The sequence below is a fragment of the Agarivorans sp. 1_MG-2023 genome (assembly GCF_030548385.1).
GTDB lineage: Bacteria > Pseudomonadota > Gammaproteobacteria > Enterobacterales > Celerinatantimonadaceae > Agarivorans.
On record NZ_JAUOSJ010000012.1, the window covers coordinates 79,069 to 102,254 of the forward strand.

18 protein-coding genes are annotated in these 23,186 nt (G+C 45.4%); 11 read left to right on the forward strand and 7 right to left on the reverse strand.

Translation table 11 applies throughout. The features are described 5' to 3' along the window. Positions 1-66: 66 nt before the first annotated feature. Entirely contained in the window at positions 67-1,020 is a 954-nt protein-coding gene (locus tag Q4592_RS16700) for a LysR substrate-binding domain-containing protein (RefSeq protein ID WP_303515266.1), read from the reverse strand. Between the two features lie 120 nt (positions 1,021-1,140). Here Q4592_RS16700 and Q4592_RS16705 point away from each other — a divergent pair, with 120 nt between their 5' ends. Further along, on the forward strand, positions 1,141-2,454 hold the full coding sequence (locus tag Q4592_RS16705; protein WP_303515267.1) for a 6-phospho-beta-glucosidase: 1,314 nt from the start codon (positions 1,141-1,143) through the stop codon (positions 2,452-2,454). Positions 2,455-2,591: 137 nt separating this feature from the next. On the opposite strand, the gene eutC is transcribed toward Q4592_RS16705, so the two are convergent. The 6 genes from eutC to Q4592_RS16735 all read right to left on the reverse strand — a co-directional run bounded on the left by eutC (position 2,592) and on the right by Q4592_RS16735 (position 8,609). Then, complete coding sequence (gene eutC / locus Q4592_RS16710) at positions 2,592-3,410, reverse strand: ethanolamine ammonia-lyase subunit EutC (protein ID WP_303515269.1); 819 nt, start codon at positions 3,408-3,410, stop codon at positions 2,592-2,594. Then, positions 3,407-4,801, reverse strand: a complete 1,395-nt coding sequence (locus Q4592_RS16715; RefSeq protein WP_303515272.1) for an ethanolamine ammonia-lyase subunit EutB — start codon at positions 4,799-4,801, stop codon at positions 3,407-3,409. The genes eutC and Q4592_RS16715 overlap by 4 nt, the downstream gene beginning before the upstream one ends. Before the next feature lie 335 nt (positions 4,802-5,136). Further along, on the reverse strand, positions 5,137-5,736 hold the full coding sequence (locus Q4592_RS16720) for a trans-aconitate 2-methyltransferase (protein WP_303515275.1): 600 nt from the start codon (positions 5,734-5,736) through the stop codon (positions 5,137-5,139). An 85-nt stretch (positions 5,737-5,821) separates the two neighbouring features. After that, positions 5,822-6,358, reverse strand: a complete 537-nt coding sequence (locus tag Q4592_RS16725) for a nucleotidyltransferase family protein (protein ID WP_303515278.1) — start codon at positions 6,356-6,358, stop codon at positions 5,822-5,824. 172 nt (positions 6,359-6,530) lie between these two features. After that, positions 6,531-7,034 (reverse strand): hypothetical protein, encoded by a 504-nt coding sequence (locus Q4592_RS16730; protein ID WP_303515281.1) that lies wholly within the window; start codon positions 7,032-7,034, stop codon positions 6,531-6,533. Positions 7,035-7,226: 192 nt separating this feature from the next. After that, entirely contained in the window at positions 7,227-8,609 is a 1,383-nt protein-coding gene (locus Q4592_RS16735) for a nucleobase:cation symporter-2 family protein (protein WP_303515284.1), read from the reverse strand. 717 nt (positions 8,610-9,326) lie between these two features. Between Q4592_RS16735 and Q4592_RS16740 the strand changes: the two genes are divergently transcribed. The 10 genes from Q4592_RS16740 to Q4592_RS16785 all read left to right on the forward strand — a co-directional run bounded on the left by Q4592_RS16740 (position 9,327) and on the right by Q4592_RS16785 (position 23,088). Beyond that, the gene (locus tag Q4592_RS16740) at positions 9,327-12,572 is read left to right on the forward strand and encodes an RICIN domain-containing protein (RefSeq protein ID WP_303515286.1); all 3,246 of its coding nucleotides are present in this window, start codon (positions 9,327-9,329) and stop codon (positions 12,570-12,572) included. Positions 12,573-12,916: 344 nt separating this feature from the next. Further along, on the forward strand, positions 12,917-13,996 hold the full coding sequence (locus Q4592_RS16745; protein ID WP_303515289.1) for a BMP family ABC transporter substrate-binding protein: 1,080 nt from the start codon (positions 12,917-12,919) through the stop codon (positions 13,994-13,996). A gap of 51 nt (positions 13,997-14,047) precedes the next feature. Then, a complete protein-coding gene (locus Q4592_RS16750; RefSeq protein ID WP_303515290.1) occupies positions 14,048-15,007 on the forward strand; it encodes an isopenicillin N synthase family oxygenase in 960 nt (319 codons plus the stop codon). Positions 15,008-15,068: 61 nt separating this feature from the next. Further along, positions 15,069-16,484, forward strand: a complete 1,416-nt coding sequence (gene xdhA / locus Q4592_RS16755; protein WP_303515293.1) for a xanthine dehydrogenase small subunit — start codon at positions 15,069-15,071, stop codon at positions 16,482-16,484. Beyond that, entirely contained in the window at positions 16,477-18,840 is a 2,364-nt protein-coding gene (gene xdhB / locus Q4592_RS16760) for a xanthine dehydrogenase molybdopterin binding subunit (RefSeq protein WP_303515296.1), read from the forward strand. The genes xdhA and xdhB overlap by 8 nt, the downstream gene beginning before the upstream one ends. Continuing rightward, positions 18,833-19,741: a xanthine dehydrogenase accessory protein XdhC gene (gene xdhC / locus Q4592_RS16765; RefSeq protein WP_303515298.1), complete on the forward strand. Its 909-nt coding sequence runs from the start codon at positions 18,833-18,835 to the stop codon at positions 19,739-19,741. Before xdhB ends, xdhC begins: the two co-directional genes overlap by 8 nt. Beyond that, positions 19,731-20,252 carry a 2-oxo-4-hydroxy-4-carboxy-5-ureidoimidazoline decarboxylase gene (uraD, locus tag Q4592_RS16770; protein ID WP_303515300.1) on the forward strand — a complete coding sequence of 174 codons (522 nt, stop codon included), beginning with the start codon at positions 19,731-19,733 and terminating at the stop codon, positions 20,250-20,252. Before xdhC ends, uraD begins: the two co-directional genes overlap by 11 nt. Then, a complete protein-coding gene (gene uraH / locus Q4592_RS16775) occupies positions 20,249-20,575 on the forward strand; it encodes a hydroxyisourate hydrolase (RefSeq protein ID WP_303515302.1) in 327 nt (108 codons plus the stop codon). Before uraD ends, uraH begins: the two co-directional genes overlap by 4 nt. A 1-nt stretch (position 20,576) precedes the next feature. Next, positions 20,577-21,902: a guanine deaminase gene (guaD, locus tag Q4592_RS16780; RefSeq protein ID WP_303515304.1), complete on the forward strand. Its 1,326-nt coding sequence runs from the start codon at positions 20,577-20,579 to the stop codon at positions 21,900-21,902. Beyond that, positions 21,883-23,088: a urate hydroxylase PuuD gene (locus Q4592_RS16785; RefSeq protein ID WP_303515306.1), complete on the forward strand. Its 1,206-nt coding sequence runs from the start codon at positions 21,883-21,885 to the stop codon at positions 23,086-23,088. The genes guaD and Q4592_RS16785 overlap by 20 nt, the downstream gene beginning before the upstream one ends. The last annotated feature ends 98 nt before the right edge of the window (positions 23,089-23,186 follow it).

The window sequence follows — 23,186 nt, forward strand, 5'->3', positions numbered from 1 at the left end:
TTTGTTGATGGCTACGAGATATTAAGCCGTTAGCCAGTTTGACCAAGTATTGTAGTAGTTGATGGCTTATGCCTTAGCTAAGCAGGCCATCAACCAATCAATAAAAGCCTTATTTCTTGGCCTTGTTTGCTGCCCTTGAGGGCAAATTAAATGGTAAGCACGTCCTGAAGATACGCTTTCAAAAGGCGCGATTAGCGCTTTCGTCTGCAACTTTTCTTCTATTAGCGCAATTCTTCCCATCGCCATGCCCATTGAGTAACTCGCGGCTGAATTTGCCATGTCGGCATGGTTAACTATCATGCTAGCCTCAGGAAGCACTAATCGTTTCACTTGCTCATCACTTTGCTTTTCAAGCCATAACTTCCATTCATGTTGAGGTTGGTTCGATTCAAGCGATTCAGAACAATGGATTAAAGTCAGGTCACTAAAATTTTCAGCTAACAGCAGGTTACTTTCAAGCGGCTCACCTTTGTTATCAACAGTATTCAATTGATTCTCATAATAACTAGGCGAACAAACTGGAGTAATGTATTCATCAAATAGCTTTTGGCTGAAAAACTCAGCGTGGTGCCTTTCGCTATAATAGATAGCCAAATCCACTGGTTCATGTTGAAAATTTAACGGACTAGCCTTCACTCTTAGCTTGATATTCAAATTGGGGTACATCGCTTGAAATTCAGGTAAACGCTTTAACAACCAGCTTTGCGCAAATGTCGGCGCAACGCCAAGATACAACTCTCCCCTTAACTCCTTGAACCTAATATCGTCTATCTCAGAAAAAATCAGGTCAAAAGATTGATTAAGCGCTTGTAGTAAGCGCTCTCCTTCTACGGTGAGTTTTAAACGCCTTGTCAGCCTTACAAACAACATAAAGCCGAGTTGCAGCTCTAACTGCTTGATTCGTTGACTTACCGCCCCCTGAGAAATAAACAACTCTTCCGCCGCTTTGGTAAAGCTTAAAAACTTAGCCGCCACACTGAATGTGTGCATGTTGGTGAGTTGCTGTTGTTTTTTGTCCATTAAACTAAACATTATGCTTATGAATTAGCGTAGCTAATGTATATAACATTAATTTTAGTTTGTCGCCCTTAATGGAAAGACCTTTAATTAACTCAATTAATCCGTATAGAGAAGCCTCATATGAAAAACCAACTTAAAATCACCATTATTGGTGCTGGTTCTAGTTACACTCCAGAGCTTATTGAAGGCCTAATTCATCGCAGCAGCGAACTTCCTATCGGTCAACTTTGGCTGGTAGACATCGAAGAAGGCCACGACAAGGTCAACATTATCGGTGATCTAACGCGCCGTATGCTCGCTAAAAACAATTTGGAACACATAAATGTGCATGTCACGCTGGATCGTAAAGAAGCCTTAAAAGATGCTGATTTTGTTTGCTCTCAGTTCCGCGCGGGTTGTCTCGAAGGTCGTATTCGCGATGAACGTATTTCTCTAAAATACGGCATGATTGGTCAAGAAACCAACGGTCTTGGTGGTTTTGCTAATGCTTGCCGTACTATCCCTATCGCACTTGAAATTGCCCATGAAATGGAAGAGTTGTGTCCAGATGCTTGGTTACTCAATTTTACCAATCCGTCAGGCATGGTGACCGAAGCCATTCTAAAACATACTAAGGTGAAAGCAGTCGGCTTATGTAATGTGCCGGTTATCATGCAAAAAGGCATTGCCAAAATGCTTGATGTAAACGAGCAAGACTTTGTTTTACAAGTTGCGGGATTAAACCACTTCATTTTTGCTCGACAAGTACTTATTAACGGTCAAGACAAACTCGAAGACATCGTTGATGAGATGCTGTCAGGCAACGATACGCTGGTTCCTGCAAACATACCGGCATTTGATTGGCCCGAACAGTTACTGCGTAACATGGGCATGATTCCATGTGCTTACTTGCGTTATTACTACACTAGCCAAGATATCATGCAGCAAGAAATTGTAGAGGCGAATGGCGAGGGCACCCGCGGTGAAGTAGTTAAAGCAATGGAAGAACGCCTGTTCGATATCTATCGTAATCCAGCTCTTAGCGAGAAACCTAAAGAGCTAGAGAAACGAGGCGGTCAATATTACTCAGAAGCAGCTTGTGAGCTAATGAGCTCAATTTACAACGACAAACGTACCATCATGCACGTTAATACACGCAACAATGGCACTATAGCTGGTCTGCCAGATGATTGTGCGGTTGAAGTAAGTAGTATGATTACTCGCTCTGGCCCCGTACCACTAAACGTTTCACCGTTCCCTTCAGATACATTACGCCTTATTCAAATGATGAAAGATTTTGAAACACTAACCGTTGAAGCGGCAGTAACAGGTGATCGTAATATCGCCCACCGAGCGCTAATTCTGAATCCATTAGTCACAACAGGCAGCATTTTAGAAGAAGCGTTAAATGAAACGATTGACGAAAATTTAGACTTTATGCCTCAGTTCCGTTAATCCTTCACCTCTTTTATCGATAATGGGTTGCGGCATTGAGCCCCCCATTATCGATAGTCATTACCCTAAACATAGCCTCTTTAGGGTCACTAATGAGAACTTACTCTCTAAGGTCGACAATTCTATTGTCACTTTGCCTAAGGAAGCAAAAAGTTTTGACCAACCTTGGCATTACTGCTTTTAGTTTTGTCCTTCAGCTCTACGCCTGAGTACCCCAACTGATTAGCTTGCTCAATTAAATAGGCTAAGCGAAATGCCGCGTCGTCAACCGACATGCCTGCCGAGCGAATGTTAGATAAACAGTTGCGTTTGGCTTCTTCAATGCCAGGATAAGCCTGATAGGTAAAATAGATGCCCAAGCTATCGGGCGAGCTTAAACCCGGTCGCTCACCCACTAATATGGCGACCATTTTTGCGCCCAAGGCGTGAGCTACATCATCACCTACAGCTACTCGGCCTTGCTCAACAATTATCAAAGGCGCGATAGATAAACCTAAGCCAACCACCTTAGGCAGCAAAGCCGCTAACATTGAGCTGGCATTTTCTCTAATTGCGGCAGAAGATAGTCCTTCGGTCAGCACCAGCACAATATCGTAACTAGCGAGGTCATTCGCTAAGGTTTGCTTCGATGGCTCATCAAGCAACCGGCCTAAATCGGGACGTTGTAAGTACGTAGCTCTATCACAGGCTTGCGAGCTGAGGTGTTTAACACCTAATTCAAAACGGGTTAGCTCCTCGGCTAGCTGTTGATAACCCAAAGGCATTAATACAGCGTCTCGCGCTTGCGCATGAGCTAATTGAAAAGCCAAATGTGCTTTGGTGGGTAAGCTAGAACCCGCTCTGCCTAAGGCAATTCTCGCATCGGTGTGTGTTTTTAATGATTGCCAAGGATTCTCAATCACCAACTCTGCGAGCGCAGGTTTAGTCACCAATGAATTAGATTTGTCATCGCTCACTTGTGCAACTCCTTACTCACCACATCAAAGGCTTTTGGCAACTGCTGCTTAAGCGCTAATTGGCCACGGTCATCAGTAATCTGTTGCTGTTGTAACCAAGCCTCAAACTCTGGCGCAGGTTTTTTCCCAGAAATCTGCCGAGCAAATAAGGCATCATGAAAAGAGGTGGTTTGATAGTTCAACATAATGTCATCTGAGCCAGGAATGCCCATTATAAAGTTAACCCCAGCACTGACTAACTGCACCAATAACATGTCCATGTCATCTTGGTCGGCGTCAGCATGGTTGGTGTAACAAATGTCGCAGCCCATAGGTAAGCCCATTAACTTGCCACAAAAATGATCTTCTAAACCGGCTCTAATAATCTGCTTACCGTTATACAAATATTCAGGGCCAATAAAACCCACCACAGTATTAACCAATAAGGGCTTATAGCGTCGCGCTACCGCATAGGCTCTGGCTTCGCAGGTTTGCTGGTCAACCCCATGATGACTGTTTGAACTAAGCGCACTGCCCTGCCCGGTTTCAAAATACATCACGTTGTTGCCTTTAGTGCCACGCTTGAGTGATAGCGCTGCACTGTAGGCTTCATCTAACAACGCTAAATTAATACCAAAACCTTGATTAGCTTGCTCGGTACCCGCAATAGATTGAAACACCAAATCTACTGGTGCGCCTAAGCTGATCGCTTCTAAGTGGGTAGTTACGTGGCTAAGCACGCAACTTTGGGTGGGAATTTGATAATGCTGAATCACTTCATCCAGCATCTTCATTAAGGTGGAAACAGCCTGCAAATTATCGGTAGCGGGATTAATACCAATCACCGCATCACCATTGGCATACAATAAGCCATCTAAAATGCTCGCCGCCACACCAGCGGGGTCGTCGGTAGGATGATTAGGCTGTAAACGCGTCGACAAGGTTCCGCTTAACCCCAAGGTATTACGAAATGCGGTAACCACTTCACACTTGCTGGCAACCAAAATCAGATCTTGAATACGCATCAACTTGCTAACTGCAGCCAACATTTCAGGCGTAAACGCGGGTGCTAAGGCTGCCAGCTCCGCCGCGCCGACCTGCTCATTTAGCAGGTAATTACGCAAATCGCCCACGTTCAGATGAGCAATAGCCTTAAAGGCTTGAGCATCATGACTATCAACAATCAGTCGCGTTACTTCATCTTGTTCGTAAGGAATTAAAGCTTCATTAAGAAAATGGCTTAAAGGCAGTTCGGCTAAGGCCATTTGCGCCGCCACTCGCTGATGGTCACTTAATGCGGCTAAACCCGCTAATTGGTCACCGCTGCGCAAGGGTGAAGCCTTCGCCATTAACTCTTTTAAGCTGGCGAAACGAAACCGCTCCCCACCCGCATTCATTACAAATTCAGCCATTATGTATCCTACATAACTAGCGCGTTCTTGTTAAGCGCACTAAGAGTCAGTTTAGTAACACAGTAAAAGACTTGTTTAAGCCTGTAGATTAACAAGTGAATCATTAGCATCAAGTAAAAATCCAGTAAGAGCAATAGCTAGAATAACCTGCTCTTTCAATGTCCTAGACTTAGCGTGTGAAGAAGTGGAACGCTCGTATCAACTTATCTGCTTTTACTCATAAATAAGCTGTAGATTTGGCCATGTGATTAACCAGCCTTTTGCGTTTACTCGCTGCGGGAATATCCTGGAGTTCAAGCCGAACTGGGCACTTTCCTATTGCCTTATCTACGGTTTTAGCTATCAGCTTTAACCGCGAGTACAGAAAAGGTATGCCAGCGCTTTACTTTACCTATCGCTGTCGTGCCGTCCTCATCACGCTCTACAAGCTCAATCACATTAAAGCCACTAAATAGATCTAGCACCTGCTGACGAGTAAAAGCGTTAATGTCATTTCTGTACTCATTGTTCCAACTATCATTCACTCCCATAAAATCCCCAGCAAATACGCCTCCTTTAACCAAACTGCTAGTCAAAGTGTGCCAAGTCTCTATAAATTGGGTTGGTGTAGCAAAGAATAAGCTAGCATTGGCAACAATTAAACCGCACCGAGGGTAGTCGTAGCTTTCAAAGCTAGATTCAGATATGTCTATAAGTGGATCACTAGAAAACCGCTCACAACAAATTGCCACCGCTTCACCATTGTTATCAAAGCCATGAACTTGATAACCCTTTTTCGCTAGAAAAACGATATCAGCACCTGTTCCACAGCCGCAATCAATTGCTATATGATGACTCGTTTGATTTAACCTTATCGCTAATTCTGTTCTGGGAGCATGTTTCTTAGTCAATGATTTTTGATAATACTTCCGCCAAACCTCTTTGTTTTCATCCATGATGATTAACTCCCCGCTTTAGCCAAAAGAATAATAGAGCCATAATGCTGTCATTAGTGAGCTCTTAACCTCCGAAATTTCCATGTTAAAAAGTAGGCTTTAAATTTGGCCATGTTATTAACCAGCCTTTTGCGTTTACTCGCTGCTCAAATACCGCTCTCTGCCGCTTAGGGTTATAGCTTATTTGTGCCCGAAACAAAGAGTCAAAACCAAATGCAGTAATACACTCGAAGCGATGCTTATCCAGCAAGCGAATTGCCACCGCGGTTTCTTTCTCAGGCCAATAACGCATTGCATCTAAAGAGTTCAGGTATTGCGGGTCGCCATTGCGTTTATGCATGATGGCTTGATTACGTACTTGCCAATTTAAACTAGGCATTGCGCTGCTAAGCACTTTCTCATAGGCCAAATATTTGTCAGGGTCAGTTTCGCTGCTATCAAAATAGATCACATCTACATCGTTTAGCTTGGTAGGTACTACCTTGTTATGCAAATGGTCCCACACTAAGTTTCGAACAAATCCAGCGGCAATATAGCAATCGGGCAAGGTTAAGGCTCGAACGTGTTCAAGCGCCTGTATTCGAAGAAGATCTTGTTTTACTAACTCGATAATCGTCTGCATTAAAATGCCTTGAGATAGGTTTGATAAATAATCACATTTGCAACACCTTGGCATTGTTTAGTCAAACGGCCAATACAAAAGCGCGATTTAAAACTATTTATACATACTGACAAAAAGCAGCAGTAGAGGCGAGCAACACTCACCTCTTTTAGTTTTAAGGATCACTGACGTTTTAACACACTTTATAACGGGCAGTTTGCATTGCTAACAAACGCTTATAGGCTAATTCTTGTCGAACGGCTTGCGAACCTTGGCACCAATCATAGTTAAGACCTTCCCATAGTGGGTCGTTGGCAGCTAAACCCAGTGCTTGCAAATACACCCCGTCGGCCACCACAAACTGGCTTTTGTAAGGCAGTATTACCCCGCCCCTTTTAGTCTGCAGTGCTAGAGCTTCTTGGTAGCTAGCACACCAGTGGTTAAGCAACGCCATGCAAGCATTGGAATACCAAAACTTGCCACTATCTTGTTGTTTAGGCTCGCTTTGCTCACAGGACAATACCGCTTGGGCGTGTTGCCAATCGTTAAATCCCGCTTGGCGTGCTACATACAACAAAGCGTGTTTAAGTTGTGGTGATTTGCCTTTGGCTAAGGCGGGTAACGGAGAGTCGGCAGTATGACGCTGTTTAAGCAAAATTTTACTGCGGATCTTAAGTTCTTCAATAGCAGATAACATCTCTATGTTCCTAAATACTTATGTTGTTCCCCGCAAAACAATATTCAGAATGACATACAGTGTCGTAATGATAGGTCGCTAAACTTAGCGTACTTAAGGGTGAGTTCCTCTTGGCGGGCAGGCGCCCCTTTAGCACCTGCCGTCATTCTGCCAAAAGCTCGCCGTTTATTCAAGCTAGCTAATGAACAAACTTTAACCAGACGAATCGCGGGCAGAAGTCTCCACCGAACTTGACGATTCGACCTGTTCCTCGGGTAGCAATAAACTTAGTGCAATAGCAATTAAGCCGCCCGAAGTCACCGCAGAACCAAAAACATTTTGAGCCAGTTTAGGCGCGTGTTGCAGTAAATCAGGCACCATGGTCACACCTAACCCTACCCCAAAAGACACCGCCATTATGAGTAACTTACGGCGATTAAGTGCCTCACTGGCGATGATTTTTATCCCCGCAGCAGCAACCGTACCAAACATAACAAGGGTTGCTCCGCCTAACACGGGTTTAGGGATCTGTTGTAGCACCGCACCCAATACTGGGAACAAACCCAGCACCACCAAAATGGCCGCAATGTAGTAACCAATATAACGGCTAGCCACGCCAGTTAGTTGAATCACTCCGTTGTTCTGACTAAAAGTAGTATTGGGAAAGGTGTTAAATGTTGCCGCTAACAAAGAGTTAACTCCATCAGCCAATACGCCGCCACGAATACGTTTTAAATAAGCGTCGCCTTTAATTGGCTGCTGCGATATCGCGCAGTTGGCGGTGATATCTCCGGCAGATTCAATGGCGGTGATGAAGTAAATGAGTGCAACCGGTAAAAAAGCCACCCAATCAAAGCTAAAACCATATTTAAACGGCATAGCAATGCTCACCCAAGGTTGAGTGCCCACTGCTGAAAAGTCCAACTTGCCCATCACTGCCGCAATCAACATACCCACAGCCAAACCAATCACAATTGATGACAAACGTAACCAAGGATTCGACGAACGGTTCAAAGCGATAATGACCGCTAAAACAAAAAATCCTAAACCGAGGTTTGGTAAGCTCCCAAAGTCAGGCGCGTTAAAACCACCCGCCAAATCTGTCATGCCCACTTTAATCAGTGAGATCCCAATAATAGTGATAACAATACCGGTCACCAGCGGTGTAATAATGCGCTTCATCGCCACTAAACACTGAGAAAGAAATATCTCGATAAAGGCACCTAAAAAACATACGCCAAATATAAGCGATAGCATTTCTTCTGGCCCGCCTCCTTGGCTTTTAGCAATAAACCCGGCCGCTAATACCGAGCCTAAAAAAGCAAAACTAGTACCCTGGACACAAATCATGCCTGCGCCTATTGGGCCAATTTTCTTCGCCTGAATAAAGGTGCCTACACCCGATACAATCAAGGCCATGCTAATCAAATAAGGGATGTGTTCACCTAGACCTAGTACGCCACCAATAATCAGTGTTGGGGTAATCACTCCAACAAAACAAGCCAACACATGCTGTAATCCTGCAAAAAAAGCTTCGGCCGCTTTGGGCTGCTCGTCTAGCGTGTAAATGAGTTCCTGCGATGCTTCGGTTTTCATCTTTGGCTCCGTTCATTAGCGTTCGGCTATCGCCGCCCAACCTGACCACTCAGTCAGCTTAATAACGCAATAAACTTGCCAGTTTACCTTTTTGTAACATTCAGGAGTTCTACAAGCCGCCTGTATCAAAGGTTTAGAGCGCGAAGGGAGAAAACAATGCCGAGTAAAATGTGCCAGCAAAAACATCTGTAGCAAGCGTGATCATGGTGCGAATTTCTCAAACCATGCACCACTTGGTGTCACTCCCAAAAGCCTAATAAGCGATTTGTTTAAACCGGTAGCTTTAACCGTTTTTCTGCTGTTTACCATTCCTAGAGTCACTAAAAGTGCTAATCATAAACAAGCATTAAAAAACTATAAATAACAGTCAGATAACTGTCTTTCATTAACGACACGTAAGCACTAAAACCAAGAATTTTGCGTGATATACCTCACAGCTTAGTGACAAACTCAATTCTTAATTTAAATATCAATTAAGCCTGTTCTAGTATCTTGCCCAGCCATAACTGGTTTAAGTTCGCCCCCCAATAAAAGTAATCCAAGCAAGTAATAAGATACAGGGACAAAGCTTAGCAATATCAGGATGATATGAGTGTTACCTTGCGCAAACTAGATTTGTTGTAGCCAAACTTGAGTCGCTAAGACTCAGGCTTATAACAAGGCATTTAACTAACACCCATGCCACATGTTTTTTAAAACACTATCATGGAGATACAAATGCGATTATCAACTGCCTCGGCACTGATCGGAGCGACGTTTAGCTTGTTAGTCAGCAGCGGGTCTTATGCAGCACCCACCGTTACGATTGATTTAAGCACCCAAAAGTTTATTGGTGGCGTGTCTAAGTTAGACCGAGAGAAGTACTTTAATCTACATACTACCCACTCAGAAAACCAAGTCACCAGTGACGAATTGGATTACCTCACCAACGAGCTAAACGCAGGCTTTGGTCGCGGCTTTTGGAGCCCCTTCTCAGCGCACAAAGGGCACGATTCTTACCCTAATGAAGCCACCGCCAAAACCAACGGCGCAAAAAATGTGGCTAACACTAAGAACCATAGAAACTATGCCTACTTTTCAGATCGTTACATCGTTACCGATCACCCTCGCAATGCGTTCGCAGCTAACCAAGATCCGGTAAAAGCCGCAGAATGGGCCGCCAACTACTTCAAATATTACTTTGACGACAGCACGCGCCCTATTTTCTATGAGCCAATCAACGAACCCTTTGTACATGCCGGTGAATTTGGCATAGATGACGATTTAGCGCGTAGCAAAATTACCGAGCTATTTAAGCAAATTGGCAAAAAGTTTGACCAAGAAAACATCAATACCCAATTAATTGGTTATGCCGGTGCGTGGCCATCCATGGAATTATGGGACTTTAAACACTTTGATACACGTATGAAGATGTTTATGGATAGCGCAGGTCCATACATGGATGCGTTTTCGGTGCATTTATACGATGGAGTTAACGTAACCGGAGCAAATAGCCAGCGCTCTGGCAGTAACTTAGACGCAATCTTAGATTTAGTTGAAAGCTACAGTTACCACAAGTGGGACCAAGTTAAACCCCTAGCCATTACCGAATACGGTGGAATTGAAAAAGGCTATGGCGATAGTTACAGCGACATTGCCAGCGTGCAGTCGGTTCGCTCCATTAACAACATGTTATTTCAACTAATAGACCGCCAAGACCGTTTGCTTACGTCTATTCCGTTTATTACCGGTAAAGCCGCTTGGCACTATAACGCTGCCAATAACTGGGAACCATACGGAGCCGTAGTATCACGCCCCGATCCCACCAGTATTGTGAATGGCAAACCCACCAAGTTCTTTTGGACACCGCGGATCCACTTCTACCAGTTATGGTCTGAAGTAAAAGGCCTACGGGTAAAAACACTCTCTGATTATGAAGATGTACAAGTACATGCTTTTGTTGATGGTGACACCGCTTACGTAGCGCTAAATAGCTTGTCTGAAAGCAATCAACAAGTGAACTTAGATTTTGTAAATAGCTTTGGCAGTATTGCCAATGTGAGTAAAAAGTCCCTAAAGATTTATACCAACAAAGCCCCTATTTACCAAGACCAAGCCAGCATTAACACACCTAATTCTGTAGATTTAATTCCTGGTGAAACCGTAGTATTGGCTTATCGCTTCAACGGCAACCTTGAGTTAAATAATACCGTTAAGGTAAACAATTATTACAGCAGTACTAACCTGCAAAAAATTACAGCTAATCAAGCGCTTAACTTTGGCATTAACAATGTTGATTTAGCGAATGGCGATTCGATACTTAAAGTGAGTATTGGCCGTAAACACAACAAATCAAAACAGCCAATTGTGAAAGTAAATGGCACCGCAGTTTCGGTACCCAGTAACTGGAAAGGTGGCGACCAAAGCTCGCGAGATGACTTTTTTGGTACATTACGCATACCTGTAAGCAATCAACTGTTAGCAAAAAATAACACCATTAGCCTTACCTTCCCAGACTCTGACGGCCGTGTTAGCTCGGTAGTTTTAGAGGTTCACAACCAAAGCAATGCCACCTCAAACGAAGACAAAATTAGCTTTGCAGAACAAATCATCAGCCTTGCACCTGGTAGCAATTACGCCGTAACGGTGAACTATGAAGCCTCTATGAGCCGTGATCTTGTGGTATCGCTGTGGAATGGCCAAACCTACCTAGCAGGACAAACCCAAAATGTAGCCGCAGGTAAAGGCAGTAAAACCTTCGAGATCAGCTTAAATACGCCGACTCAAGCAGGCGAAGAAGATTACATACTCAAAACCAATATCCGCCCACAAGGCGGCGACGTTGCCAGCATTATTCAACAAAGCCAGATCAACGACATTAGTATTGAAGATGATAATGGCGCGGGCTTCGATCAACTGGTATTTGTAGACAGCTTCAGTGAGTTAACTAGCGCCTTGCAATACACCGTTGAACTAGATTATTCAGCAATGATAGAGCGCGACCTAGTCGTTGAAATTTGGAACGATGACAATTGGCTAGCAGCCGGCAAAACCACGGTGAAACCGGGTGACGGCCGAGCGAGCGTTACCGTTAAACTAGGCACTGCACCTGTGGTAGGTAGCACCACCTACATCCTTAAAGGGTCTATTCGCCCGGTTGGTGCTTCGTGGCAACAAAACATCGATTTTGAGCAAATCACTAACATTACTATTGTTAATGCTCTTCCTAGCGAAGACAGCACTAAATTGCTCGTAACCGAGAAAATGTTAGCGCACGCTCAGCAACAGCAATTTGATGTTGAATATAGCGCCACTGAACAGCGCGATATAGTTGTAGAGCTGTGGTTAAACGATCAATGGCTGACCCAAGCTACCACTACGGTAGAGGCAGGCGAAGGCATTGCTCAGCTAAATCTTGAATTAGATGACATACCTGTAGCGTCAAACGGTTACACGCTTAAAAACAGCATTCGACCAGTAGGTACCGAATGGCAAAGTAATATAGCTAGCGACCAAATAAACAACTTAAGCGTTGTTGCAGAAGGCATTACCCCACCAAGGTCTTGGACTAACCTACAGTTTAAACACAGCTATAAGTGCATGGACGTAGCCAACGGTAGAACTGAAAATGGCAGCCAATACCACCAATGGGACTGTAATACTCAAAATACTAACCAGCGTTTTATGTTTACCGACTTAGGTGATAATTGGTTTGCGATTGAAGCACAAGTAAGCGAAAAGTGTGTGGACTTAACCAATGGTAGTCAAGCCAATGGCGCGGCAATTCAGCAATACAATTGTGGAGCAAATAACCCCAACCAAGCTTGGAAGTTAGTAGACAAGCAAAATGGCTGGTTTGAACTGCGCGCTAAAAAATCTAACGCCTGTATTGATGTAAAAAATGCCAGCGCTAACAAAGCTGCTGCTATTCAGCAGTGGCAGTGTGGTAGTCAAGCTAATCAACTAATACGCTTTGTAGAATAAAGCGTAAAATAAAGCAAAACCACTAGCCGCGGCATCAAGCCAGCGGCTAGTTCCCCTCTCCTTTTTATTCCTATAAATCACAGCCGCAACATTTTGGCTACATCAACTATGCTTGGTAAAAGCTAAACGGTACTGAATGCCTAAGCGTGGTGCGTTTTCAATCAAACGCTGCACCACTATTTAACAATCAACAGCCACTAGCCCTGTAACAATTATTACCAGTAATCTCAACAAAGCTTGTGCAAATGGGCTTTTTTGACTTAAATCAAAAAACATGACCAAGTGGCCAGCTTTTTGCTATCACTAATCAACACCTCACCGCCGAAATAGAAACGGAGTTCTTAATGAAACTAAATAAATGGATAAGCGCAGCGGCGTTTGCTGTAAGCAGTTTACTTGCCCCCGCTAGCATGGCAGCAGACGAGCCGCTAAAAGTAGGTTTTGTCTACGTTGGCCCAGTAGGTGATCATGGTTGGAGTTACGAGCACGATCAAGGTCGTATCGAGATGGAGCAACACTTTGGCGGCAAAGTAAGCACCACTTTTGTAGAAAATGTACCAGAAGGTGCAGATGCCGAGCGAGTGATTACTCAGCTGGCGAAATCGGGCCACGATGTGATTTTTACTACCTCGTTTGGATTTATGAACCCCACTATTAAAGCGGCTAAGCGTTTTCCTAAAGTACGTTTTGAACACGCCACTGGCTACAAGCGCAGCAAAAATGTCTCTACCTACATACTTCGTACCTATGAAGGACGTTATGTATCGGGGGTAGCAGCAGGCATGACCACCAAAACTAACGTTATTGGTTACATTGCCTCCTTCCCTATTCCAGAAGTCATTCGCGATATTAACGCGGTATATCTTGGTGCTAAAAGTGTTAACCCAGACGTACAAATTAAAATTGTTTGGGTAAATACCTGGTACGACCCCGGTAAAGAAGCCGACGCTGCCAATGCCTTAATGGACCAAGGTGTAGACATTGTTTTGCAACACACCGACAGCCCCGCGCCACTTATCGCAGCAGAAAAACGCGACATGATGGGCATTGGCCAAGCCTCTGACATGAGTCACTTTGCTCCTACCGCACATATGTTCTCAATTCGAGATGTGTGGGCACCACATTATATTCGTACTGTAGAAGAAGTGATGGCAGGTTCTTGGAAGCCAGAAGATTATTGGGGTGGTTTTGCCGAAGAAATCCTACAGGTGGTATCGGTTAACCCAGCCTTACCCGAAGAGGTAAAAACCGCCATTAGCAGTTCAGAAGCTAAAATTAAGTCTGGCCAATTCCATCCTTTCACTGGCCCGATGAAAGACAACCAAGGCAAGGAAGTTATCCCGGCAGGTAAAACGCTAAACGACAAAGAGCTAGCTAGCGTGATGTGGTACGTAGAAGGCATCGACGCCACCATTCCAAAGTAGCATTTGACTTAAAAGCCCAGCGTTTAGCTGGGCTCACTAAGAGATACAAGCATGACCTTAGCCTTACCTATTATTGACATTGCCGCACTAAACCAAGCAGACAGCCAAAGTTGGCAAGAAGTGGTGGACGCGATAGATGCAGCTTGTAGAGACAAAGGTTTCTTTTACGTGACCGGTCATGGTATTCCACCAGAGCAATTTGCAGCGGTGCAAAGCATGGCCGCCCAGTTTTTTGCCTTAAGCGAAGATGAAAAAAGCAAAATCGATATACAACGCTCGGTTAATCACCGTGGTTGGGGCCAAGTTAGCGCCGAGCAATTAGACCCCGTAGGGCCGAAAGATTTTAAAGAAACCTATGACATGGCCTTGGATTTAAGCCCCTATCACCCACAAGTGGCCAAATGTTCACTGCTGTACGGACCCAACCAGTACCCCAATCTTGACGGCTTTGCTCAGCTAATGCTGCAGCATTACGAACTCACCCTGCAGGTTGGACTCAAAATACTACAGGCAATGGCTATTGCTTTAGGCCAAGCGGAAGACTTTTTTAGTAAAAACTTTAGCTGCCCTATTAGTGTGTTACGGCTGATTCATTACCCGCCACAGCAAAATAGCAGCAATGGTGCTGGCGCACATACCGACTACGGTTGCATCACCTTGCTTTATCAAGATCACATTGGGGGCTTGCAAGTGCAGGACAAAAGCGGCAATTGGTTAGATGCCACACCAGTAGCAAACAGTTTTGTCGTCAATATCGGTGATTTAATGCAGCGTTGGACAAATGGTAAGTACAAATCTACACCACATCGGGTCACCAGCCCTAGTGAGCAAACTACCCGTTTCTCTATGCCTTTTTTTGTAGAACCCGATTTTGATACACCAGTAAATACCTTAGCCTCTTGTTTAGCCGAGGGTGAATCATCGAAGTACTCAGAGGTTAGCGCCGGCGATTGGATTTTATCGCGTTTTGCCGATACCTACGCCTATCGCAGCGACACTGAAACCAATTAAAAAATTTAACTTTAAAGTTGACCACATAGACAACTTATATATTAGCCAAGTCAGGAGCAGTATGTTGCAGCTAATGATTAACGACCAAGCGATAGCGCTCAGTCAGCAAGCGGCAGACACCATGCTGCTGAATTTTTTGCGTGAACAACGCAGCTTAGTCGGCACCAAAGAAGGCTGCGCCAGCGGTGATTGTGGAGCATGTACCGTGGTAATGGTGAGCGCAAATAACCAAGGAACATTACGCTACCAGCAAATTAATAGCTGTATCACTCCGCTACATTCTTTGCATGGCAAACAAATCATCACTGTAGAGTATTTAAAGCAAGGCCAGCAATTACACCCGGTTCAACAAGCAGTAGTAGATAAACACGGCAGCCAATGCGGATTTTGTACTCCAGGCTTCGTAATGTCTTTGTATGCCTTATCACGCCAAAAGCAACAACCTGAACATCCCGAAGACTACCTTGCTGGCAACCTGTGTCGCTGCACCGGCTATGGCCCGCTAATAGAGGCTGCCCAACAAGTTGCGACAGCGCCCGCCACTAATGACCATATCCAACAAAATGAAGACACAGTAAAGCACTGGATGGGCAAATGCGAACCATTAGATAGTGTGAACTATTGGCAACCTAATAACCGCCAAGAGCTTGCCGAAATTCGCCAGCAACACCCCGACGCTAAATGGATTGGCGGCGGCACAGATTTAGCTTTAGAAGTTACTCAACTGCATCAGCGCATTCCCAAGATCATCGATCTCACCGCCCTACCAGAGTTATGCAAAATTGAACGACTTGACGGTGGCTGGCGGATAGGCGCCGCCGTACCCTTAAGTGACGTTCATGCTTTTATGCAGCAACACTACCCCACTACCGATGAGATTTTTGCACGATTAGGCAGTATCACCATCCGCCACCGCGCCACCTTAGGCGGCAGTTTGGGTAACGCCTCACCCATTGGCGATATAGCACCGCTGTTAATCAGTTTGAACGGAAAAATTGAATTAGATGATGGCCACAGCACCGAACTATATGCTCCAGAAGATTACATCACAGGTTACCGTGAAACGCGCTTAAAGTCAGAGCAATGGATTAGCGCAATTCACTTGCCCGATTTAGATCCCGACATTCAGCATCAAATCTACAAAGTCAGTAAGCGCTATGAAGATGATATTGCCACGGTGGTATTAGCCGTCGCGCTCAAATACGACAGCAATAAGCTGGTAAGCCACTGCGTGATTTCTGCCGGTGGCGTAGCCGCAAAGTCAGTGCGCTTAACTGAGCTAGAAAACTGTTTGCTAGGCGAAACCTTTACCCCCCAAAAGCTTAAACAACTACAAGCGTTGGTGCCGCAATTTATCAAGCCGATTGACGATGTAAGAGCCAGCGCTGCTTATCGAGTGATGCTAGTGCAAAACTTGCTCAAGCGCTTCTATTTGTACTGCCACCAATTGCCAACGAGGTTAGCAGCCCATGCGTAAACTAACGACTCAGCAATTACATCAAGTAGATGTTAGCGAGATTGTAGGTCAATCTGTTCCTCACGAAAGTGCAGCGAAACAAGTGGCTGGCGAGGCACTATTTGTAGACGACCAAAACCTGCCCGCAGGGTGTTTACACGCTGCTGTTATTACCAGCCAAATAGCCAAAGGTTGTGTGAGTGAGCAGCAACTTGACTCACTCAGTGACAATCCAGACGTAGTGGCGGTTATTCGCTGCGACGATATTCCCGGTCATCAAGATATTGGGCCAATATTCCCAGGTGACCCCTTGCTCAGTGAGCAGGAGATTCGCTATCACCAGCAACCGATTGCGCTAGTACTCTGCCATAGCCACCAGCGAGCCTGGCAAGTTGCAGCGCAAGCTAGCCAAGATGTAGTGCAATATCAGCAACAAGCAGAGCCTATATTAAACGCTGCGCAAGCTAAACAAGCCAGCAACCCAACTCCCTTTGTTCGCCCTGCTCATCGAATGGGCAAAGCGGTAAGCCAAGACACACTTAAGCAAAGCGAACTTGTGCTCAGCGGCGAGCAACACATCGGCGGGCAAGAGCACTTCTATTTAGAAGGGCAAGTAAGCCTAGCGATGCCAAGCGAAGACGGCATTTTACTGTATACCTCTTCACAGCATCCTAGCGAAGTACAAAAACTGATTGCCGAAGTGCTCAATATTGCCTTTCATCGAGTCACGGTAGATATGCGCCGCATGGGTGGCGGCTTTGGCGGCAAAGAAACCCAAGCCGCCCAATGGGCATGCTTGGCTAGCCTCGCGGCTTGGCAAACCGGTAAGCCAGTAAAAATTCGTTTACCACGCAGTGTAGATATGGCGGTAACCGGTAAACGCCATCCCTTTTACAATCGCTATCAACTAGGTGTAAGCCGTGATGGTGTGATTGAAAGTGCCAAGCTAGAAGTAAACGGGCTATGTGGTCACTCGCCAGATTTGTCTGACGCCATTGTTGACCGAGCGATGTTCCATAGTGACAACGCCTACAGCCTAAGTCAGGCAGAAGTAGTGGGTAATCGCCTTAAAACCGATACCGTATCGCACACAGCCTTTCGTGGTTTTGGTGGCCCTCAAGGCATGATGCTTATCGAGCAAGCCATGCAAGACATTGCCATTGCTACTGGCCAAGACGCCTTAGATGTTCGCTACAAAAACCTTTACCACGCAGGCAATGCCACCACCCATTACGGCATGCCCGTTGAGCAGCACCAAGATATGTGTAACTTGCTCAAACAACTTGAACAAAATGCCGACTACCGTAAGCGGCGCCAACAAATAAACCAATGGAACCACAGTAATCCCACCATTAAAAAAGGGCTGGCGCTAAGCCCAGTTAAGTTTGGCATTTCTTTTACTGCCAAACACCTTAACCAAGCGGGTGCATTTATTAACGTGTATACCGACGGCAGTGTTCAGCTAAACCATGGCGGTACTGAAATGGGCCAAGGTTTACATACCAAGGTGCAGCAAATTGTGGCGCAAACTCTTGGTATTCCTTTTGACTACGTGCTCATCACATCCACGCGTACCGACAAAGTGCCGAATACCTCGCCTACCGCAGCGTCTTCGGGCAGTGACCTAAACGGCATGGCTGCACATTTAGCTGCCGCAGACATTAAGCAACGCTTGTTAGATTTTGCGCAAAGCCACTACCAAGTCAGCGAAGAGCACATTCAATTTGAAAATGGCCAAGTTACCTTAGGTGAAAACACTATTAGCTGGGGTGAACTGGTGCAGCAAGCGTACATGCATCGGGTGTCACTTTCTGCCATAGGCTTCTATAAAACACCAAAGATTTGGTACAACCGTGAGCAAGCCGAAGGCCGACCGTTTTACTACTTTTCCTTAGGCGCTGCTTGCAGCGAAGTAAGCATAGATACTCTTACCGGAGAAATGAGCCTAGACCGAGTCGATATTCTGCATGATGTGGGCGCTAGCCTTAATCCTGCCATTGATATTGGCCAAATTGAAGGCGCGTTTATTCAAGGTGTAGGTTGGCTAACCACTGAAGAATTAGTGTGGAATGAGCAAGGTCGCCTGCTAAGTCAAAGCCCAGCTAACTATAAAATTCCCACTATTGGCAATTACCCTAAACAAATGAACATTAGTTTGTTTGACCAAATGAACCCCGAGCACAGCATCTACCGCTCAAAGGCGGTGGGCGAACCCCCCTTTATGTTAGCCATTAGCGCCTGGTGCGCCATTTATGATGCGGTTGCCTCGATTAGCCAACACCGCCTCGCACCGCAGTTAAATGCTCCCGCCACTGGCGAGCGAATACTTATGGCCTGCCAACGCCAATTTGATTTCTTGGAGGCGCAAGATGCATAACTGGAATCAGAGTTTACAGCCTCACAATTGGCTAGATGCCTGTTGCTACTTAAAAGAGCAACAGCAGGCTTATTGCATTGCGACGGTTATTGCTGAAGCGGGTTCTACTCCGCGAGCGAATGGTGCAAAAATGGTGATTAGCCAACAGCAGCAATTCGATACCCTAGGTGGTGGAAATCTAGAATATCAGGTGATCAAGCACGCCCGTGATCATCTGCGACACGGCCAAAACGGTACTCAAATAGAGCGTTTTTCATTAGCGGCCGATTTAGCCCAATGTTGCGGTGGCGCGGTGCAAGTACTGTTTGAATATTTCGCGGTTAAACAAGCACATATCACCATTTATGGCGCAGGCCATGTTAGCCATGCACTGTGCCAAATACTGTCACAACTGCCGTTTAGCCTAGAGGTGATTGATAATCGACAAGACTGGTTGGACTCAATCGCCAAATTAGGTGTGAACACCCACTATCATCCAGAGCCAGTGCAAACCATTAGCGAACTAAAACCAGCCAGTAATGTGCTGATTTTAAGCCAAGACCATAGTTTAGATTTTGAACTGAGCTTGGCCGCACTAAAGCGCCAAGATTTACACTTTGTAGGCGTGATTGGTTCGGCCACCAAAGCTCAGCGATTTAAATACCGACTAGCAGAAAAACTCGCTAAGCCAGAGCTTAGTGAACAATTGGTTTGCCCTATTGGCTTACCTGAAGTGAAAGGCAAATTACCAATGCAAGTGGCCGTGTCGGTGAGTGCCCAGCTGATCAGCCTATTGCATAACGATCACTCAAACGCTGATCAGCCAGTCTTAAACAACACTAAAAGAAACCAACATAAACAACAGTGGCAAACGGTTAACTCTCTGCGCAAACAACTGGCCGGAGAAAGCAATGAGCAATAACCAAGTGCAACAAACGCTAAGTGAGTTAAACAACTTGCCGCTTAGCCAGTTTATTAGCGAAATGGCCAGCATTTGCACCAGTAAAACGTGGCAGCAACAGCTGGCCAGTCTGCGCCCTTTTCAATCACCCGAGCATTGCTACCAAATGGCCATTCAAGCCTTTAGTCAGCTAACTGAGCAGGACTGGTTAGAGGCCTTTGCTGGTCACCCGATGATTGGTGATTTAAGCAGCCTGCAAAAAAAATACAGCCAAGGCAAAAACTTAAGCCAAGCTGAACAAGCCCAAGTGGCCGATGCTCAACAAACTACCCTAAACGCGCTACTTAAACTAAATCAAGATTACCTACGCCGCTACGGCTTCATTTTCATCGTGTGCGCTAGCGGTAAGTCAGCCGAACAAATGGTGCACTTATTACAGCAACGTTATGGCCAAAGTCGCCAACAGGAATTAATCACTGCTGCCGAGCAACAGCAGCAAATCAGCCTTATTAGAATGGAGAACTTATTTTGAGCACATTGAGCTGCCATGTACTAGATACCAGTTGTGGCCAGCCTGCGGCTGGCATTCCCGTAGAAATTTTTCGATTTGGCGAAACCCAGAGTTTAGCTAAAGGCGTCACTAATCAAGATGGCCGCTTTAGCTTTGCCGAATTACAGTTAGACGCCGATTGTTACTGCCTGCGTTTTATCACCGAAGACTACTGTAATGAACACTTTAAACAGTGCTTCTTTCCCTTAGCCGATGTGGTGTTTAACAGCGAAGAAAGCCAAGCCCATTACCACATTCCCCTGATATTAAGTGGCTTTAGCTACTCAACCTATCGAGGCAGCTAATATGACGCGACAAATTCATCGCGGCAGCATATTGCATTTTCCTAAAACCAGCCTAAATCCCAGTGAGCATTATCAATACTGGGAAGATGGCGTATTAGTGGTTAAGCACGGTCTTATTGCTCACCTTGGTGACGCTAAAGACTTCTTTCAAGCAGAGACTACACCGCTAGCGCAATTACCCATTGTTGAGCATCAAGGCTTAATCATTCCGGGCTTAATTGATAGCCATGTGCATTATCCCCAAGTTGAAGTGATTGCCAGTTTTGGCAAGCAACTATTAGATTGGCTAAATACCTACACCTTTCCTGCAGAACAACAGTTTATTGAGGCCGCATACGCCCGCGGCCAAGCTGAGTTTTTCTTACAGCAACTATTTGCTCATGGCACCACCACTGCCAGCGTATATGCCACGGTTCATCCGCAATCCGTCACTAGCTTTTTTGAGGCAGCACAAAGTCATAACGCGCGCATGATTTGCGGCAAAGTATTAATGGACAGAAACTGCCCCGCGGCGCTGCAAGATACTCCAGATAGTGGCTATTACGAGAGCAAACAATTGATTGAGCAGTGGCATAAAAATGGTCGTCAGTTGTACGCCATTACTCCACGATTTGCGCCCACTTCTAGTGAAGCTCAACTGGCTAAGGCTGGCCAATTAGCCAATGAACATCCAGACACATTTATTCAAACTCACTTGTCTGAAAACCCTAACGAAGTGCAATGGATTAACGAGCTATTCCCTGATTACTCCGACTACTTGGCAGTGTATGAAGCCCATGATTTAGTTAGAGAAAAGTCTCTATTTGGTCATGGTATCCATCTCACCGACAGGGAATACATTGCCTTAGCGGCATCTGGCGCTACCATCAATTTTTGCCCTTCATCAAACCTGTTTTTAGGCAGCGGATTATTTAACTACCAACGTGCCCAAGCCAACGGGGTCTCGGTCGCCCTCGCCAGCGATGTTGGCGGTGGTACTAGCCTTAGCATGTTTGCTAATCAAGCCGATGCCTACAAGGTATGCCAGTTACAACAAACCAGCCTAAGCCCTTTCGATTCCTTGTATTTGTGTACTCAAGGCGCAGCCGTTGCTATGGGCATAGACACCCAAGTAGGCAATTTAAATATGGGCAGCGAAGCGGACTTTGTTGAACTTGATATGCAGTCCACGCCAATGCTTAGCCAGCGCTTAAATAAAGCGCGCAGTTTAAGTGAACAGTTATTTGCCATTAACACCTTAGGTGACGACCGCATGATTAACGCCACCTATGTAGCAGGTAAGCAAGTTTATAAAAAAGGACAACACTATGTGGCCACAGCTGTATGAATGGTTAGCACTATTTATTAAATGGTTTCATGTTATTGCAGGCATCGCCTGGATAGGCGCGAGCTTTTATTTTGTTTGGTTAGACAACAACCTAAAAACACCGCCAGATTGGAAAAAACAAAAAGGCATTAAAGGCGACTTATGGGCAGTGCATGGCGGAGGCTTTTACGAAGTTGCCAAGTACCAAGTCGGCCCAGAGAAAATGCCCGAGAAACTGCATTGGTTTAAATGGGAAGCCTATAGCACTTGGATAAGCGGCACCTTGCTGCTGTTTTGGATTTATTATTTACGGGCCGACGCCTACTTAATCGACCCACAAATAATGGCATTAAGCACCACTCAAGCCATTGCCTTAGGAGTGGGCGGTATTACTTTAGGCTTTGCCCTATACGAAGGGCTATTACGTTCGCCCGTTGCCAACAAACCTCTGCTGCTTAGCTTGAGCTTGGTAATCATTGGCGCGCTATTTTGTTATGGCTTTACCCAAGTATTTAGCGGCCGCGGGGCATTTATTCATATGGGTGCGTTAATTGGCACCATTATGGTAGCCAACGTTTGGATTAAAATTATTCCTGGCCAAAAACAAATGGTGGCACAAGTTAGCGCAGGCGAAACCGTAGACCCCGCACCGGGTTTAGAAGCTAAACGCCGATCGGTGCACAATAACTACCTCACCCTGCCGGTGATTTTTCTGATGATTAGCAATCATTACCCAATGATTTACCAACATAGCCACAGCTGGTTAATACTGTGTGCCTTAATTGGTTTAAGTGCTTGGATCCGCCACTTCTTTAACTTAAAACATCAAGGCGTTCACAAACCCAGCATTATTGTCAGCGGCGCTGCAGGTTTACTGTTACTGGCGGTGTTTTTGAGCTGGAGTGGCAGCCAAGCTAAATTGGTGTCGTTGGCCGAAGATATGCAAACCAGACTAAATACAGAGCAACAGCAATTAATGACCATAATCAATCAACGCTGTGCCAGTTGTCACAGCCGCGCTACCACCGATGACATGTTTACCGCAGCACAAGGTGGGGTAATGTTGGATTCATGGCAAGATGTTGAAAGGTGGAAACAACGAATTGTGGCCCGCGCAACAGAAACTAAAGACATGCCATTTTTAAACAAAACCCAAATCACAGAGGGCGAACGACAAATGCTTAAACAAGTGTTAGGTGCCCCCTAAAAACTCAGGTTACCAATAAGTTCGCTCGTTAAACCAAGGGAAGGTTTATGCTAGATTCGTCGTTAGGCTGGGCCACTACTGGAGGAAAAGTGGCGGCT